Origin of the sequence: Gillisia mitskevichiae, from assembly GCF_003634585.1 — a bacterium.
GTDB lineage: Bacteria > Bacteroidota > Bacteroidia > Flavobacteriales > Flavobacteriaceae > Gillisia > Gillisia mitskevichiae.
On record NZ_RBLG01000001.1, the window covers coordinates 865,991 to 883,280 of the forward strand.

Genomic DNA, 17,290 nt, shown 5'->3' on the forward strand with positions numbered 1-17,290 from the left:
GCTTTGCAACTAACTAACCAATCTAATATGAAAAAACTCATATAGCTTATTGTAAACAAAAACCTAACCAAAAATTATGTTTACAATTATTAGTTCGAAAAAAGAGGTGTAAATTACATTTTTAAGAGAATTTCTTCTATTTATTTTCAGCAAGGGGTAAGTTGTAGACCTAGATTTATAATACCAATAAATTGCAACCCCGAATATCACTATTGTCAAACCTTCCCATAATTTCTATAGAATTATTTTTGCTCTTTTTACCAAGATCTTGAGTGGCAATAAAAGAGCAAGAATTAATATTGGCCAGATCTATCACATTAATTCCTCCTGTGCTATTATTTTTTAAATAGGACTGCGCGTCCTCCGGATCTCGGATCAAAATTTTCATCCAAGGTGGGCATTCAAAAACTCCATTTCCTGCGGAATAGGCTTGTGATAATAATTCGGTCATTCCATATTCACTATGAATACTTTCTGTGCCAAATCCATTTTTAAGGATGCTGTGTAGTTCTTCCCGGATCATTTCTTTTCGTCTTCCTTTCATTCCTCCAGTTTCCATGACAATGGTATTTTTCAATTTAAACTGAAAGTCTTCAACAAGATCTAATAAGGCAAATGAGACACCAATAAGTAACACTTTTTGGCCTGCTTTGTCCAATGAAATTAATTTCTCTTTTAATTCAGAAAGATTATTAAGATAGAATCCGCTATCTGGATGTGTGCTATTTTCTATTAAATGTTGTGCCATATAAATTAAAGAAGAACCATCCCGTTCCAGATATGAAGGTAATAGGGCCAATACTACATAATTTTTAATTTCACCATAAAACTGTTTAAAAGCCAAATTAAAACTCTTTTCGTAAATGGAAAGATCTGTTACATGATGTTTACTGGTTTTAGTACCAGTTGTGCCACTGCTTGTAAATGTTTTCTGTATGGTTTCTTCGGAAGATAAAACAGTATGGCTCTTAAAAAGATCTATAGGTAAAAAGGGGATATTTTCAATTCTATTTACTTTTTTTGGGTTTGTTTTCAGCAAATTTGAAAACTTGCGATATACCGAATTGTTGGCATACTGAAATCTGAAAATTTCTAAGGCAACTTCATTGAAATCTTGTTCAGAAGTAATAGAAAAGATCTTTTCTGGATTCATTTATGTGGTTTGAAGAAAATGAAGGCAAAGGTAGAAATAAAAAAAGCTTCTAAGAATAGAAGCTTTTAATATTATATGATTTCCAAAGTTATCTTACTACCAATTTTCTGGTAGCTGAAGTAACTCCTTCTTTAATTTTTAAAATATATATCCCAGGTGTTAATTCTGAAACATCTAATTCTTTGCCGGTAACTCGGGCATAAAGAATTTTTTTACCTAATACATTATAAATTTCTACTTCTTTAGTCTGATTTTTATTGGTGGTAATATACACTTTGCTGCCAACCACTGGGTTAGGGTAAATAGAAAGTCCTTCTATAGGCTTTTCTGTAGTAAACGCAGGAAGTGCTGTGTTTTGTGCGATCGCTTTTGGGGCGAACAGCAGAAAACTAACCAATAATAAACTTAAGATGTAGAATTTTTTCATATTTTTTACGTTGGTAATTGTAAATCTACAATAAATTATTCAAAAATGATACCAATTAATAAGGCTTAACGATATAATTAACTAATAATATTTTTGTCGTAAAACAAAACAGATGAGGTAGTTACACCTAATCTGTTTTTTATATTTATTTGTTAGACTAACTTATGCCAAGTTCTATAAAATTTATAATCTTGCATTTCTCCAAGACCATCCAGAAATATCAAGTTTAGTTCCAGCATTATAAGTGCCTGTTAAACTGGCATTTATTCCATCCACCTTTACATTAGCTACTGGACCATTATCTTTCATGTCTAAATTGGTTTGGTAACCTTCCAAATAAATATTGTTGATAGTTGCCCCAGATTCCTTCTTAAACTGTAGAGCTGTCCCCCCAGTTGTGGAGATTGCAGTGAAATTTATTAGTTTAGGATTGTTGTTTAATCCATCTGCTTCTAAGGCGGTAGAGAATCCTTCGTTGGTATGAGAAATATATGTGTTAGTAACAGTTCCATTCCAACCTTCTGTCCAGTCTACAGCATCATCCTCATTATTTTCAAAATAAAGGTTGGTTGCAGAAACTGTTCCTCCAAAAAATTCTATCCCATCATCTGAGCCATTAATTACTGCAATGTTTTCTAAAATTGTTCCAGAACCTACAGCATATAACGAGACTCCGTTGTATTGAGAATCTGCATTAATTTGTGCTCCAGTTCCAAGAATAGTAAGATTTTTTATACTTCCAGAATTATCTGTATCATCAGATCCTCCATAAATAAAACCTCCAACTTCAGCAGTTGCATTTATACCTTCAGTTGTAGTTGCTTTCCCAACGATTGTTAGTCCACCCCAATCTCCCGGCATGGCGTTTTGAGAAGAAATTACTACAGGGTTTTCGGGTGTTCCTTGAATATCTATTTTTCCTCCTTGAAGAATTGCGATATACACATCTGTTCCTCCATCTCTGGCAGTGATTTTTGTTCCAGCAGGGATCGTTAATTTTCCACCATCTTTTACTATTAAAGAAGAAGTTAGCTCGTATGCGACAGAAGCATTTAAACTAAGTTCGCCCTCAACAACACCTTGTAGAACTGTAGCTTCAACAGAACCTCTATTGTTAATCCAGTTAAAAAGAGCGATATCTACAGTAGCTAAATCTGTATATGATTTTCCCGGATCTGCTATCACATCTTCAATAAGTACATTTGCGATACTTCCTTCATCCTTCATGTCTATAGAAGTGTCATATCCTATTAAAGCCAATCCAGAGATCGTTGCTCCAGATTCTTTTTTAAATTGTAAAGCAGTACCTCCTTTAGAAGAAACGGCTGTAAAATTTACGATCTTAGGATTATTGTTTAATCCATCTGCCTCGATAGCAGTAGAAAATCCTTCAATTGTATGTAGTACATAGGCGTTGGTTACTGTTCCACTCCATCCTTCTGTCCAGTCTACAGCATCGTCTTCGTTATTTTCTAAATAAAGATTTTTAACAGAAACTGTACCTCCAAAAAATTCAACACCATCGTCTGCTCCATTTAATAAAGCAATATTTTCAATAGTTGTCCCAGACCCAATTGCATAAAGCGTTAACCCATTATATTGGGAGTCTGCATTAATTTGAGCTCCGGCACCTTCAATAATTAAATATCTTATAGTTCCAGAGTCATCAGTATCATCTGTTCCCCCGTAGATAAATCCACCTACTTCTGCAGTAGCATCAATCCCTTCAGTAGTAGTTGCATCTCCTAAAAGAACAAGACCACCCCAATCTCCTGGGCTTCCACTTGCAGAAGACATTCTAACAGGATTGTTTTGAGTTCCCTGCACATCTATTTGTGCGCCTTTTTTCACAACTATGTACACTTCTTGTCCAACATTGGCCGTAATAGATGTTCCTGCAGGAATAGTTAACTTAACTCCAGATTCTACACTTAAGGAACCAGTAAGTTTGTAAGAAACATTAGGGTCTAAAGTAAGGTTTGCAGAGATGCTTCCGTTAAGATTAGAGGCTATAGGATTTACTGGTGTTCCCCCCTGATCTCCTTCATCGAAGAAATTGTCGTCGTTACTACAGCTTCCAAAGAAAAGAGCTGAAAGCATACTTGTGATAAGTGCAATACTTTTAATTGATTTTTTCATTTTTCAAAAATTTAAATTTGATTAATTGTTTGGTTTATTTTTTAAAATTTATATCCAACTCCTAGGCTAATTGTTGCGCCGCGAGTATAAGATCTTACGGTTTCGGTGGTTTCGATTCCAGTAGTACTTGGTTTAATGTTTTGAGTTCTTTTAATTTCTGGATTGAGAATGTTCTTACCGCTAAGCTTTAAGTTGAAATGCTCTCCAAATTCTTGATTAATAAGAGCATCTAGGGACACGAAGCCTTTTTCTATAATTGCATCGTTATAAAAAAGATCACTTTGTGTTTGAATCTCTGGAGCTCCTAAAGCATATATTTTATCTGAAGCATAATTAGCGATCACACTTGCAAGAAGTTTATTAGGGCTATTGGTTGAAAAATTTAATGACCCATTGAAAATCCAATCCGAAGCTCCTTGGAGATCTGTTTTGGTAAGCCCTTTATATCTAAATGTTCTTATAAAATTTCCTTGGATATCTTTAAGCTCTTTTAAGTCTTGAGAATGCCACATTCTGGAAGCATTTAAGTTTAGGTCAAGATTATACCCGGATTCTTCTTCAGCCTTTAATAAGCTTAATTTAGTTTCTACCTCCAACCCAAAAATCTCTGCTTTATCTGCTGAATTAAAGAAAGAGAATATTCCTGCCGAACCTCTGTCTTGAACTTTACTAATAGGGTCTTCTATATTTTTATAGAATCCTGTTAAAGACACAAGTTGATCTGCGCTAGGGAAAAACTCCCATTTTATATCTAGGTTGTAATTGGTTGAAGCTTCTAAACTTGGATTACCTCTAGTTACCTGTCCTGTTGGAGATACATACTCGAAAGGAGCGATCTCCTTGAATTCTGGTAAAGTGATGGTCTTACTAGCTGCAACTCTAAAATTATTACGCTCGTTGGCAGCATATTTTAAGTTGATGCTTGGATAAAAATTATTGTAAGTTTTATTAGATTCTCCTCGTCTTCCAGGAATGTTACCAACATCATATTTTACATTCAGATCATCTTTTTGGTAACGCACACCTAGGTTAATATTAATTTTATTAATTCCGTAGTTGGCAGTTAAAAAGCCTGCGGTAGATTCTAAAGTTGCTAGATACCTGTCTGGATCTAATCTATTTATTAATAGGGAGCCATTCTGTAGATTATCTAAGGTGAATACTTTGGATAGATTATCTATAGAAGTTGGATTTAACATATTTAGCGTAGCCTCTTCTAGTCCTAAGAACTGAGATCCAAAATTTCGCTCTTTATTACGGTAATTCCCTCCAAGACTAAAGCTTAGGTTTTTTGCCTCTTCTTCAATGACATTTAGACTGTTTTGAATGCGTCCATTAAACTCTTCATCGTTTATAATCTGTGCAGATTTCCTTTGCTGAAACCCTCCAGTTCGCCCTAATTGAACAATACTATTGCTAAAGTTTACCTCGTTTCTAATTCTATTAGGTTCGTCTGCATCTACCTTATTATATCCAACGCCCCATGTTAGATTATTCTTCGGGTTCCACTGATGCTCCCCTGTTAGTTGGTTCACCCATAATCTTGTTTGTTTGGTATTTTGATCTCTTATAAATTGTGAGAGATCTTCTGCTGGTTCGGTTTCTTCAAATATACTTGCCTCGCCATTTCTACCTCCTTCAAAAACTTCATCTGTAAGTTTATTAATGAATAAACTGGTAGCCTTTACTTCATTGTTTTCATCTATTTGATAAGAAGCATTTAATAAACCGGTGGTGTTCACGCTTTTGGCAAAGGTTTCAGCGTCTGTAATAGAGTCGTTTATAAAGTTTGCTCTGTATTCTCTAAACACACCTTGTCTGTGTTCAAAAGAAATATCTTGAGATCCCGTGAAAAGCACTTTAAGATGATCACCAAATTTTTTTCCAGCAGTAATAGAATATTCATAATTCAAAGGAAAATCTGCAGTTTGTGTGTTCCATGATTGCTGTGTGAGTGCATCTCTAGTTCCAAGATCACGAGAGTAGAAACCAAAATTTACGTTATCGTAATTTGGAGAGATCTTAAAATTGTTTGCTTTACCAATTGCATTGGTATTTATGCCCACTTTTAAACCTGCGCTTAGTTCCTGAATTCCTAATAACTCACGGGTGCTAACATCTACATTCCCAGAAGCCTCATCGGCAGAATTTTGTGCAGCATAAGTCTTACTTATACTAACACTTTGAATAATATTAGTAGAGAACAATTTTAGATCTATATTCTTACGCTCCACATCATCGGATGGGATTGGTAACCCATTCATCGTTGTATTTAAATATCTATCACCCAAGCCGCGAACAAAAATATCTCCTGAAGCTTCACTGCTGGTTACTCCAGAAATCTTTGTTGTTGCGGTTGCAGCATCTGAAACGCCCATTTTGGCTAATTCCTGGGCGCCGATGCTTTCTTTGATCTCTATTGCTTTTTTCTGTTCAAGCAATAAGGCTACTTGCGAATCTCTTCTGGAAACTGTTTTAATAACAACTTCATCTAAAGATGCCGCACTAGACCCTAATGCTGTATTTATTTCGGTTACTTTACCTGCAACCACTGTAATATTTGGAACTTCTAAAGTTTCATAGCCTACAAAACTGAAAATTACAGTGTAAGTTCCAGGGTTCAAATTATCTATGGAGTAGAGTCCATCAATATCTGTAGTTGTACCTTGGTTGGATGCTTTAATAATAACATTAGCAAACGGGAGTGTTTCCCCTTTAATTTCCTTGTCCATCAATTTACCCGCAATTGTGCCTTTTGTGGTTTCTTGAGCTTGGGAAAAACAGCTAAATAGTAATGTAATAAGTAATAAAAAATTCTTCATTATGTTAGTTTTTATCGACACTACAAATTAACAGAGAGCATTAAAGAACAAGCTTACCTAAACTTTACCTTTGAGTTAATGAGGGCTTCTTGAATGTTATCTTATTGTTTAGAGATTAGTGTTTGGAAAGTCCTCTAAATTTGTATTTTTTGGGCAATAAGGATTGATTTTGCTGAGGTATAAGCGATTTTGATATTTACAGCCATTGTTACCTAACTGTTACCAATAGGGATTGGCAGGAAAATATGGAAGATTAATTTTATCTTTACCTATATAATTTGAATGAATATTTTCAATTCTCATGAAGAAAAAAAATATAACAATTTTATTGGTAGACGATGAGCCGGATATTTTGGAGATCGTTGGTTATAATCTTTCTGCGGAAGGTTATAATGTAATAACTGCTGAAGATGGTGCGGAAGCGGTGAAACTTGCCAAGAAAAAAAAGCCACAACTTATCATTTTAGATGTAATGATGCCAGAAATGGATGGGATAGAAGCTTGTGAGCAAATTCGAAAAATTCCAGAATTAGCCGATACTATGATCACCTTCTTCACTGCACGAGGAGAAGATTATTCTCAAATGGCAGGTTTTGATGCAGGAGCCGATGATTATATTACTAAGCCTATTAAGCCAAAAGTTTTAGTAAGTAAGGTTAATGCCTTACTTAGAAGATTCAAGGAAGATGAATCTTCTTCTAATATTTTAAAGGTGGGGAATCTTATTATTAATAGAGATGAATATAAGATCATTAATAACGAAGAGGAAATTATATTACCAAGAAAGGAATTCGAGCTACTTTCTTTACTAGCTTCAAAACCTGGGAAAGTATTTAAAAGAGAAGATATCTTGGATAATGTGTGGGGGAACGATGTAGTTGTAGGTGGAAGAACTATAGATGTGCACATTAGAAAACTGCGTGAGAAGATTGGTGACGACAGTTTTAAAACAGTAAAAGGTGTAGGTTATAAGTTTGTAATTTAATGGCTAATAGTTTTAAGCGATCATATAAATTTTCTTTTAAGACCTCGTTATACATTTCTGTATTTCTCACACTAGTTGTGAGTATTTTCAGCTTGTTAACATCAGGATTTTTAATTTGGCCAACTCTGGGTTTCGCTTTAGTTAGCTTCTTGATCTCCTTTAGTATCATTCAATATAGAGTAGAGCATTTTATATATAAGCGTATAAAGAATATCTACGATAATGTATCGCTTTTAGATGCAAGCACTTTAGATCCAAGTCGTATCACCACAGATATGGCAACTTTAACAAAAGAAGTAGAGAAATTTGCGAAAGGTAAAAAGTTAGAGATAGAAACTTTACAAGTTAGAGAGACCTATAGAAAAGAGTTTATGGGTAATGTTTCTCACGAACTTAAAACGCCCTTATTCACCGTTCAAGGCTATATTCTCACTTTGTTGGATGGTGCTATGAAAGATAAAGCTGTGCGCAAGAAATACTTACAGAGAGCAAGTAAAGGAGTTGAGCGCCTAATATATATAGTGAAAGATCTAGATATGATCACGAAACTGGAAACTGGAGATCTTCATTTAAATAAAGAGAATTTCAATATTGTAGAATTAATCCAAAACGTTTTCGATCTTTTAGAGATGAAAGCGGCGAAAAAGGATATTTCTCTGGTTTTTGATCTTGCTTATGAACAACCTATTATGGTTTATGCCGATATGGATAGAATGCAACAAGTGATCTCTAACTTGGTGGTAAACTCTATTAAATATGGTAAGAAAGGTGGCACTACAGAGGTTAGTATAGAGAATCTTATTAAGAATAAAGTGATAATTAGAGTTTCAGATAATGGGGAAGGAATAGAAAAGGTTAATATTCCCCGTCTTTTCGAGCGGTTTTTTAGAGTAGATAAAAGTGGCTCTAGAAAAGAAGGAGGTTCAGGATTAGGCCTTTCTATTGTAAAACATATTCTGGAAGCTCATAATGAAAAGATTTATGTAGAAAGTGTTTTTGAGGTGGGGAGTGAATTTTCATTTACCTTGGAAAAGACTAAAAACAAGACTAAAACTAGAAGTAAGAAAATTAAATCTTAAGCATGTAGTGTTTTTTAGATCATCCAGTTTCTTAAAAGTGAACTTGTTTTGAGCACAACTTCCAACGAAACCTTTTTTGTAAAGTTTTTCTGCTAAGTATTCTTGTTCTGCTTGTCCTGGAGTGGGAATTAAAAAAGCTTTTTTCTCTAATTTAGCAAGATCCATCACACTGGTATAGCCAGATCTACAAATTATAGTTTCGCTGCTATTTAAAGCTTCTTCCAGATCTTTTCCATGTAAAAAGTTATAAATACTAAGCTTGCCAATTATTTCCTTTTTAGATTTATTTTCCAATACTCCTCGAATAAAAATTACCGGAAAAGTGGAATTTTTGAATTCTTCTAAAAGTATTTTTTCTAATATTCCACGCTGAGGTTCAGGGCCAGAAAGTAGTATTGCATACCTATATTTAATTGGAAGTTGCATTTTCGTGAATCTACTTATAGGTCCAATATATTTCACAGGGAACGATTTTTTCTCTAAATGCCCCATTTTCCCACTTAAATTGGGAAGGTCTTCAAAATCTGGAACCCAACATTCTGTGAATTTAGCAATTAATTTTTGCTGAATTTTACTGCTGAATAAGGTTGAGCTACCAGAAAGAACATTTAGCTGATGAGTTATGAATATAGAAGGGATATTTTGGTGTCTCACTCCCCATCTATTGTCAGAAATTATTCCTGAGATATTTTGTGTTTCAACAAAACCTCGGGTTCTTTCTTTTTCTTCCTTAATTACCCTTATTATTTTTGGAGCTTGAAGCAATAATTTCAATTTAAAAAAAGCAACTTTCTTTGAATAGCTTATGTTGTATTCTGGTAATTCATGGGCTTCTAAACTCGGAAATTCTTTCCGAAGCAAGTTTAGTGCATCACCATCTGAAGCAATTACAGGTTCAAAATTTTCTAGAATTAGCGCATGGATTATGGGGATGCATCTCGTGGCATGACCTAACCCCCAGTTTAAGGGAGCAACTAAAATCCTTTTTTTCGGCATGATCAAATATAGTCAACACATTTTTGAAACATAAAATTAGAGAGCATCTAAAAGCCTAAAGAATCTAATTATAGCTTTCTGAGCTATTTTAGTTATTTTTGCCAAAATATTCAACTACACGTGGGCAGCAAGAACAAACTCAAGAGATTTAGGGAAAATGAAAGTTTTAACAATGTTGTTCAGCCTTCACGGGAAGAAATTGTAGATACTCAATATAGCCTAAAAGGGAATTGGAATGAGCAATTCTTTAAAAATGATAATCCAATTGTTTTAGAATTAGGATGTGGAAAAGGCGAATATAGTGTGGCTATGGCTAAAGCTAATCCAAATAAAAATTTTATTGGTATAGATATTAAGGGTGCAAGATTTTGGAGAGGTGCCAAAACAGCAATAGAAGAGGAGATGCATAACGTTGGATTCATGAGAACTCAAATAGAATTAATAGACCTTATTTTTGCAGAAAATGAAGTAGATGAGATCTGGATCACTTTTCCAGATCCGCAGATAAAATATAAACGTACTAAGCACAGGCTAACCAATTCCGAATTTCTTAAAAAATATAAGCAGATATTAAAACCAGAGGGCTTGGTTAACTTAAAGACAGATAGTGAATTTATGCATGGTTACACGTTGGGTCTTTTACATGGGGAGGGCCATGAGATCTTACATGCTAACCATGATGTGTATAAAAACGTATATTCTCCAAAAGAAGTAGTAGGAATACAAACTTTCTATGAAAAACAGTACCTTGAGCAAGGAAAGCCTATTACCTATATTCAATTTAAGATAAAGTAGCAATTTGGAGGAAACAAAAATTTTCCTGATCACATATTTCGCAGCACTTTTAGGAGTAGTGCCCCCAGGACTAGTTAACATGACAGTTGCCAAAACTTGTGTAGAGTATGGTAAGAAAAATGGAATTTATGTTGCAATAGGAGCATCTATAATTGTCTTTTTTCAAGCTTTGGTCGCTATTCTTTTAACAAAATACATATTCGATAATCCTTATGTTCGCAATATCCTCCTTAGAACAGGACTCGTTATATTTATATTTTTGATGATCTACTTTTATATGAAGGCTAGAAGTGATTCTCATATTAAGTCTAATTCTAAAAAAGCTAATTCCAATAGTATTTTTAAAGGGATGTTGGTATCGGTTTTAAACGTATTCCCAATTCCGTTCTTCGTTGCAATAGCGGCAGCTCTTAATGTTGGCGGGGGAGTAGAATATCACTGGACCATCATGTTATTGTTTGTACTTGCTGCTTCTCTGGGAACTTTTACAACACTCTATTTCTACGTGTTTTCATTCTGGAAAATTGAAGATAAAACAACCATTTTCACAAAGTATTCCAATTATTTTATGGCAGCTTTAATGCTAGTTCTAGTAATAATTACTTTAATCAGGATCTTTTATTATTAATGAATGTCTACAGAGCCTAACTTTTTTGAGCGAGTTTATGAGGTAGTAAAACTTATACCTTCAGGAAGAGTTTCTTCTTATGGAGCAATTGCAAGATATTTAGGAGCCGCAAGAAGTGCTAGAATGGTGGGATGGGCAATGAACAAAGCACATGATCTTGAAGATGTTCCTGCTCAAAGAGTAGTGAATAGGTTGGGGTTACTTACCGGGAAACATCATTTTGGAGGTACTAATGCCATGCAGCAATTGTTAGAAAACGAAGGCGTAGTGATAAAAAATAACCAAATTCAGAATTTCGAAAAAGTATTCTGGGATCCAAATAAAGAATTAGAAAGACCGCTTTAAAATTTTGAAAAAGGTATCTATAATTTCTGCTTATCCTACAATAAATCAATTATAAGGGAATACTTCGTTTTCTTGGGGAAACCCTCTATATTTGCATTTTAGAATCAATCTATATAAGAGATTGAAAATGAAACAAATTCAAATGAAATTGAACAGAAAAGATATATTAGCAGCTCTTGAAACTATTTCTCTTTCCGGTGAGGGTAGTAATATGGTGGAAAGCGGTGCCGTGAAAAATGTGATGACCTTTGGAGATGAGGTAGTGGTAGATTTAGTAATGACCACTCCTGCCATGCATATTAAAAAAAGGGCAGAAGCAGATATAATTAAAGTTATTCAAGAAAAGATCTTTGATAAGGCTATCGTAAAAGTGAATATCAAAGTGGAAGCTCCAGAGAAACCTACTATAAAAGGAAAGGCAATCCCTGGAATTAAAAACATTATTGCAGTTGCCTCTGGAAAAGGTGGAGTTGGAAAATCTACTGTTACCGCAAACTTAGCGGTGTCTTTGGCTAAAATGGGTTTTAAAGTAGGACTATTAGATGCTGATATTTATGGGCCATCCATGCCTATTATGCTAGATGTTGAAACAGAACGACCTTTGTCTGTTAATGTAGATGGAAAGTCTAAAATGAAACCGGTAGAAAGCTACGGAGTTAAATTATTATCTATAGGCTTTTTCACAAAACCAGATCAAGCCGTAGTATGGCGTGGGCCAATGGCTGCAAAGGCATTAAATCAGATGATTTTTGATGCCGCTTGGGGAGAATTAGATTTTATGTTAATAGATCTTCCTCCGGGAACAGGTGATATTCATTTATCCATCATGCAATCTCTTCCTATCACTGGAGCGGTTATCGTAAGTACTCCGCAAAATGTAGCACTTGCAGATGCTAAAAAAGGGGTGGCAATGTTTCAACAGGAAAGCATTAATGTTCCTGTATTGGGAATTATAGAGAATATGGCATATTTTACTCCTGAAGAATTACCAGAGAACAAATACTATATTTTCGGGAAAGAAGGAGCAAGAAATCTTGCAACAGATCTTGGAGTTCCATTTTTAGGAGAAATTCCATTAGTACAAAGTATTCGTGAAGCTGGAGATCTTGGAAGACCAGCAGCTTTACAAACAGCTACTGCTTTAGCAAGTTCTTTTGAAGAATTAACCAGAAATGTAGTGCAGGAAACAGTAAATAGAAATACAAGCTTACCTCCAACCGAAGCTATAAAAATTACTACCATGGCTGGATGTAGTGCTGTAAAAGGAAAATAAATGACGACTGAAGAAATCAGAATTAATGTAGAAAAAGCCCTGCAAGAAATTAGACCTTTTTTGCAAAGTGATGGGGGAGATATTTCTTTAATTTCAATTGAAGATGATCGCCTAGTAAAAGTTCAGTTGGAAGGGGCTTGTGTTGGTTGCCACGTTAACCAGATGACATTGAAATCTGGTGTTGAAATGACCATTAAAAAATATGCGCCGCAAATAGAAAAAGTGGTAAATATTGAAAGGTAAGCGGGATTTTACCCACTTATCTTTTATTGCAAATTGAAAAAGAATGATTAAAACAGATATTATTATAATCGGTGCCGGACCCACAGGTTTGTTTACCGTATTTGAAGCGGGATTGCTTAAATTAAAATGTCATTTAATTGATGCATTGCCTATTCCAGGTGGACAATGTGCCGAGATCTATCCAAAAAAACCAATTTATGATATTCCTGGATTTCCAGAAGTACTGGCTGGAGATCTGGTAGATAATCTAATGGAACAAATAAAGCCTTTTAGTCCTGGTTTTACTCTAGGAGATAGGGCAGAAACACTAGATAAATTAGAAGATGGAACTTTTGTTGTAACTACTTCTAGAGGTGTTAAACATAATGCGCCAGTGGTGGTAATTGCAGGTGGCTTAGGGAGTTTTGAGCCTAGAAAACCGCCTATTCCTACCATATCAAATTTTGAAGATAAAGGAGTTTCTTATATTATTAGAGATCCAGAGGTTTACAGAGATAAATCTGTGGTAATTGCTGGGGGCGGAGATTCTGCTTTAGATTGGTCTATTTTCCTATCTAATATTGCGAAGGAAGTTTCTTTGGTTCATAGAAGAAGAGATTTTAGAGGAGCATTGGATTCCGTAGAAAAAGTAGAAGAGTTATCTAAGATTGGGAAGATCAATTTGATCACAGATGCTGAAGTTGTAGATCTTAAAGGAGAAGATCAACTAGAGGCTGTAATAATTCGTCATAAAGGAAACGCTGCAGAAGAGGAAGTAAAACCTACAGATCATTTTATTCCTTTATTCGGTCTTTCTCCAAAACTTGGCCCAATTGGCGATTGGGGATTAGAGATTGAAAAAAATGCCATTAAGGTTGATAATACTTACGATTATCAAACCAATATCCCTGGAGTTTATGCCATAGGAGATGTAAATACCTATCCGGGAAAATTAAAACTCATCCTTTGTGGTTTCCATGAAGCTGCTATTATGTGTCAAAGTGCGTATCAAAGAATTAATCCTGACAAAAAGTATGTTATGAAATACACTACAGTTAGTGGGATTAGCGGATTTGATGGTTCTAAAAAAGAAGCAAAACGAGAAGTTGTTAAAAGTATAAATTAAGGATTCTAGTTTTCTAAGATATGTCTGATATTAATATTACCATAATAGATAGAGAAGGTAAAGCTCACAATGTAGAGGCACCCACAGATATGAATATGAACTTGATGGAGATAGTGCGAATGCACGAATTGGCTCCAGAAGGGACTATAGGAATCTGCGGGGGAATGGCCATGTGTGCGTCTTGCCAGTGTTATGTTTTAAGTCATGAGCATCTTCTTCCAGAGAAAAGTTATGAAGAAGAAGATATGTTAGATCAGGCATTTTTTGTTGAAGATAATAGTAGGTTGGGTTGCCAGATAAATATTACTGAAGAACTAGAAGGTTTGGAAGTGAAGCTTGCGCCAGAATCTACCTAAATATCTTAATATATTTTCATTAAGCACTAAATTCTAATTTTATTATATCTTGCAGTTAATGGATATAGTAAAGGAAATGAGAGTAGTTTTAACTGGCTTGCTTCTAATAGCATGTTTTACTCTACAAGGGCAAGAAATAGCACCTTATTTCACAAATTATTTAAAGACAGATTATAAAGGAGAGAATTCCAATTGGGATATTACTCAACATCCAGATGGCACTATATATGTCGCAAACAATAAAAATCTTCTAGCTTTTAATGGAGATTTTTGGACTAAATATATGTTGCCTTCAAAAGGAATATTTAGGTCTGTAAGCGTTATAAACGATACTTTATATTCAGGTTCCTATCATGAGTTTGGTTATTGGATTAAAAATGCTAATAACGAATTGGTATACAAATCTATAAGTGATTCCCTCAATTCAAAATTTTTCAATAATGATGAGATTTGGAAAATAATCCCGTTTGGCGATGAGATTTTATTTCAATCTTTCAATAAGATTTATAGATATAACACAAAAACCAAAAGTATTAAGGTGCTGCCATTTGGAAATATTTCAGCAGTATATACTTTCCTAATTCAGGAAAATTTATATGTAGGCACCAAATATAATGGAATTTATAAAATAGAGAAGGATAGCCTGAAGCAATTAGAATGGAGTAAACCGCTGGAAGATTTTACTGTTCAAAGTATTGTGGATTATAATGGTGGATTATTGATAGCGACTCAAATTAACGGTCTTTATTATTATAAAAACGCGGAACTAAATAAATGGTCTTTTTCTTCTTTTGATGAAATGAAATATCTGGAGATTAATAATCTAAAGGTCGTAAATGATCTTGTTTGTGTGGGGACTATTAATAATGGGCTCATGGTTTATAACTCTAAGGGTTTACTTAAGCATGTGTATAATAAGAAAAATGGCTTAGCAAATAATACGGTTTTAAGGCAATATTTAGACGATCAGAACAATTTATGGCTTGCCTTGGATAATGGTTTATCAAAGATATTCCTTACTAAGGAGGTCTATGCCTATAATGATAAATCGGGTTTGTTAGGAACGGTATATAGTATCGTAGATCAAGGCGAAGAACTTTTAATAGGGTCTAATCATGGCGTATTTTCTTTAAAGGGAACTCAACTGGAGTTTTTAAAATCTTCAAATGGACAGGTATGGAATTTAACTAAGGTAGGAGATGAGGTTATTTGTGGACATAACAATGGTACCTATAGTATTAAGAACGATCAATTCAAGCTTATAAGCAGCACTAATGGAGGAATGGATTTCGTTAATATCTCTGGTACTGAATATTATTTACAACCAAATTATTCTGGTGTTACCAGATATCATAAAATAAATGGAGTCTGGGAATCTTTTAGGTTTAAGGAGTTAGATTTTCCCGTTCAAGGGATATATTTTGATGACAACCAAAATTTATGGGTAGATGCCGCGCATAAAGGAGTATTTAAATACAAGATCTCTAATGACTTTAATGAATTAAAACTTTTAAAAAGCTATAATAAGTCTGATGTTCTCTATGAAATGTTCGCCATTGGCTCACAAGTATTTCTAACTAAAAAAGACGAAATATATAGATATGATGCTATTCATGCTTCTTTAGCAAGAGACTCAGTTTTAGAAAAACGATTACGGCCATTTACCAGTATAGCAGGTATCGACAAGGAGTTACTGGTTGTTAAGAATGTAAATTCACTTAGAATCACCTCCAAAGCAGGTGATAATTTATATAATTTTAATGAGGAGTTAATTAATAGTAGAATTGTTAAGAATTCTCCTAGTTCAACAAAAATTGACAATTCACTTTTCTTATTTCTAGATGATGGTTTTTTAAAGATCAACCCATCTGCTGCCCAGACAAAGGAAGACTTACCAAATCTCTCTTTGGAGATGGTAAAAGTTAATGGGGTTGCTCATGCTCTTAATAATTCTATTAATATCCCTTTTAAAAAGAACACTATCAGTTTCAAGTTTTCCAGTCATTCCCCCGGAACTTTATCATTACCATTATATTCTTTGAAATTGGAAGGTTACGATAAGAAATGGTCTACACCTTCTATAAATTCTCAAGTTGTATATCAAAATCTTCAGCCAGGAGATTATGAATTTAAAGTGAGGAATTTAAGTGGAGATGAAAATACAGAAAAAACGCTTTTTGTATTCAGTGTTCTGCAACCATGGTATTTCAATGTTTGGGCGTGGATTAGTTATTTAATTCTTTTAATATTGGTTCTATTTCTTGTTCATTATTATAATAAAAGCAAGTTCAAAAGAAAGAAGAAGTTACTTGAAAGGGAGTTGGATTATAAGCAAAAACTCAGCTTTCAAAAGCAAAATTTCGAGAACAATAATAAAATAACTCAATTAGAACAAGAAAAATTAAAAACTCAGCTAAAGTCTAAAAGCAAGGAGTTAGCTTCTTACGCTGCATTAATGGCTAAAAAAGAGGATATGTTGAATGAAATAGAAAGAGAAATATTAAAATCTAATATTAAAAAGGAAAATAAAAAACTCTATTCAACACTTATGAATATTAAAGAGCAACAATCAAATTCTCAAAATGATTGGGCGCTTTTTGATAGAAATTTTAATGAACTTCATGTTGACTTTTTTAAGATCTTACAACAGAAATTTCCAGATCTTACTCCCAAAGATCTAAAAATGTGCGCTTATCTTGTAATGAATCTTAGTTCTAAAGAAATTGCTCCTTTAGTGGGTATAACTTATAGAAGTGTAGAATTACATAGATATAGACTTCGTAAGAAGTTTAATCTACCTAAAAATAAAAATTTGGTTAAATTTTTACATAATGTGGATTAAGGCATTACGAAAACGTTGTAATTAGCCTCACTTTACCACATCTTTACCACATCATTACTCAATTTTATTAATTTAATTACTTTATTTTTTATTTATAAAGTA

The 17,290-nt window shown here is 34.0% G+C and carries 15 protein-coding genes; 10 read left to right on the forward strand and 5 right to left on the reverse strand.

Annotated features, from left to right (window positions below; genetic code table 11):
• Nucleotides 1-175: 175 nt before the first annotated feature.
• From BC962_RS03980 to BC962_RS03995, 4 genes are all read right to left on the reverse strand, one after another.
• Nucleotides 176-1,153 carry a LuxE/PaaK family acyltransferase gene (locus BC962_RS03980; protein ID WP_121344591.1) on the reverse strand — a complete coding sequence of 326 codons (978 nt, stop codon included), beginning with the start codon at nt 1,151-1,153 and terminating at the stop codon, nt 176-178.
• A gap of 88 nt (nt 1,154-1,241) precedes the next feature.
• Nucleotides 1,242-1,580 (reverse strand): T9SS type A sorting domain-containing protein, encoded by a 339-nt coding sequence (locus BC962_RS03985; protein WP_121344592.1) that lies wholly within the window; start codon nt 1,578-1,580, stop codon nt 1,242-1,244.
• Nucleotides 1,581-1,763: 183 nt separating this feature from the next.
• The gene (locus tag BC962_RS03990) at nt 1,764-3,719 is read right to left on the reverse strand and encodes a hypothetical protein (protein ID WP_121344593.1); all 1,956 of its coding nucleotides are present in this window, start codon (nt 3,717-3,719) and stop codon (nt 1,764-1,766) included.
• A gap of 41 nt (nt 3,720-3,760) precedes the next feature.
• Nucleotides 3,761-6,541 (reverse strand): TonB-dependent receptor, encoded by a 2,781-nt coding sequence (locus tag BC962_RS03995; RefSeq protein WP_121344594.1) that lies wholly within the window; start codon nt 6,539-6,541, stop codon nt 3,761-3,763.
• 301 nt (nt 6,542-6,842) lie between these two features.
• Here BC962_RS03995 and BC962_RS04000 point away from each other — a divergent pair, with 301 nt between their 5' ends.
• Nucleotides 6,843-7,526: a response regulator transcription factor gene (locus BC962_RS04000; protein ID WP_121344595.1), complete on the forward strand. Its 684-nt coding sequence runs from the start codon at nt 6,843-6,845 to the stop codon at nt 7,524-7,526.
• Nucleotides 7,526-8,605, forward strand: coding sequence for a sensor histidine kinase (locus tag BC962_RS04005; RefSeq protein ID WP_121344596.1), 1,080 nt, complete (start codon nt 7,526-7,528; stop codon nt 8,603-8,605). Before BC962_RS04000 ends, BC962_RS04005 begins: the two co-directional genes overlap by 1 nt.
• Here the strand turns inward: BC962_RS04005 and BC962_RS04010 are convergent.
• Nucleotides 8,543-9,601 carry a glycosyltransferase gene (locus BC962_RS04010; protein ID WP_121344597.1) on the reverse strand — a complete coding sequence of 353 codons (1,059 nt, stop codon included), beginning with the start codon at nt 9,599-9,601 and terminating at the stop codon, nt 8,543-8,545. The two genes, BC962_RS04005 and BC962_RS04010, sit on opposite strands and share 63 nt — an antisense overlap.
• Nucleotides 9,602-9,721: 120 nt before the next feature.
• Between BC962_RS04010 and trmB the strand changes: the two genes are divergently transcribed.
• From trmB to BC962_RS04050, 8 genes are all read left to right on the forward strand, one after another.
• Nucleotides 9,722-10,396: a tRNA (guanosine(46)-N7)-methyltransferase TrmB gene (trmB, locus tag BC962_RS04015; RefSeq protein WP_121344598.1), complete on the forward strand. Its 675-nt coding sequence runs from the start codon at nt 9,722-9,724 to the stop codon at nt 10,394-10,396.
• Nucleotides 10,397-10,400: 4 nt separating this feature from the next.
• Nucleotides 10,401-11,024 (forward strand): LysE family translocator, encoded by a 624-nt coding sequence (locus BC962_RS04020; RefSeq protein WP_121344599.1) that lies wholly within the window; start codon nt 10,401-10,403, stop codon nt 11,022-11,024.
• Between the two features lie 3 nt (nt 11,025-11,027).
• The gene (locus BC962_RS04025) at nt 11,028-11,369 is read left to right on the forward strand and encodes an MGMT family protein (protein ID WP_121344600.1); all 342 of its coding nucleotides are present in this window, start codon (nt 11,028-11,030) and stop codon (nt 11,367-11,369) included.
• A 142-nt stretch (nt 11,370-11,511) separates the two neighbouring features.
• Nucleotides 11,512-12,642, forward strand: a complete 1,131-nt coding sequence (locus BC962_RS04030; RefSeq protein ID WP_121344942.1) for an Mrp/NBP35 family ATP-binding protein — start codon at nt 11,512-11,514, stop codon at nt 12,640-12,642.
• Complete coding sequence (locus tag BC962_RS04035; RefSeq protein WP_121344601.1) at nt 12,643-12,885, forward strand: NifU family protein; 243 nt, start codon at nt 12,643-12,645, stop codon at nt 12,883-12,885.
• A 43-nt stretch (nt 12,886-12,928) separates the two neighbouring features.
• Nucleotides 12,929-13,990: an NAD(P)/FAD-dependent oxidoreductase gene (locus BC962_RS04040; protein ID WP_121344602.1), complete on the forward strand. Its 1,062-nt coding sequence runs from the start codon at nt 12,929-12,931 to the stop codon at nt 13,988-13,990.
• A gap of 20 nt (nt 13,991-14,010) precedes the next feature.
• Nucleotides 14,011-14,346 (forward strand): 2Fe-2S iron-sulfur cluster-binding protein, encoded by a 336-nt coding sequence (locus BC962_RS04045; protein WP_121344603.1) that lies wholly within the window; start codon nt 14,011-14,013, stop codon nt 14,344-14,346.
• 58 nt (nt 14,347-14,404) lie between these two features.
• Nucleotides 14,405-17,188 (forward strand): triple tyrosine motif-containing protein, encoded by a 2,784-nt coding sequence (locus tag BC962_RS04050; RefSeq protein ID WP_121344604.1) that lies wholly within the window; start codon nt 14,405-14,407, stop codon nt 17,186-17,188.
• Nucleotides 17,189-17,290 lie beyond the last annotated feature (102 nt).

Excerpts from the sequence above, each read along its gene's own strand:
- BC962_RS03980 (WP_121344591.1), bottom strand. The coding sequence starts at position 1,153 with ATGAATCCAGAAAAGATCTTTTCTATTACTTCTGAACAAGATTTCAAT.
- BC962_RS03985 (WP_121344592.1), bottom strand. The coding sequence starts at position 1,580 with ATGAAAAAATTCTACATCTTAAGTTTATTATTGGTTAGTTTTCTGCTG.
- BC962_RS03990 (WP_121344593.1), bottom strand. The coding sequence starts at position 3,719 with ATGAAAAAATCAATTAAAAGTATTGCACTTATCACAAGTATGCTTTCA.
- BC962_RS03995 (WP_121344594.1), bottom strand. The coding sequence starts at position 6,541 with ATGAAGAATTTTTTATTACTTATTACATTACTATTTAGCTGTTTTTCC.
- BC962_RS04000 (WP_121344595.1), top strand. The coding sequence starts at position 6,843 with ATGAAGAAAAAAAATATAACAATTTTATTGGTAGACGATGAGCCGGAT.
- BC962_RS04005 (WP_121344596.1), top strand. The coding sequence starts at position 7,526 with ATGGCTAATAGTTTTAAGCGATCATATAAATTTTCTTTTAAGACCTCG.
- BC962_RS04010 (WP_121344597.1), bottom strand. The coding sequence starts at position 9,601 with ATGCCGAAAAAAAGGATTTTAGTTGCTCCCTTAAACTGGGGGTTAGGT.
- BC962_RS04025 (WP_121344600.1), top strand. The coding sequence starts at position 11,028 with ATGTCTACAGAGCCTAACTTTTTTGAGCGAGTTTATGAGGTAGTAAAA.
- BC962_RS04030 (WP_121344942.1), top strand. The coding sequence starts at position 11,512 with ATGAAATTGAACAGAAAAGATATATTAGCAGCTCTTGAAACTATTTCT.
- BC962_RS04035 (WP_121344601.1), top strand. The coding sequence starts at position 12,643 with ATGACGACTGAAGAAATCAGAATTAATGTAGAAAAAGCCCTGCAAGAA.
- BC962_RS04040 (WP_121344602.1), top strand. The coding sequence starts at position 12,929 with ATGATTAAAACAGATATTATTATAATCGGTGCCGGACCCACAGGTTTG.
- BC962_RS04045 (WP_121344603.1), top strand. The coding sequence starts at position 14,011 with ATGTCTGATATTAATATTACCATAATAGATAGAGAAGGTAAAGCTCAC.
- BC962_RS04050 (WP_121344604.1), top strand. The coding sequence starts at position 14,405 with ATGGATATAGTAAAGGAAATGAGAGTAGTTTTAACTGGCTTGCTTCTA.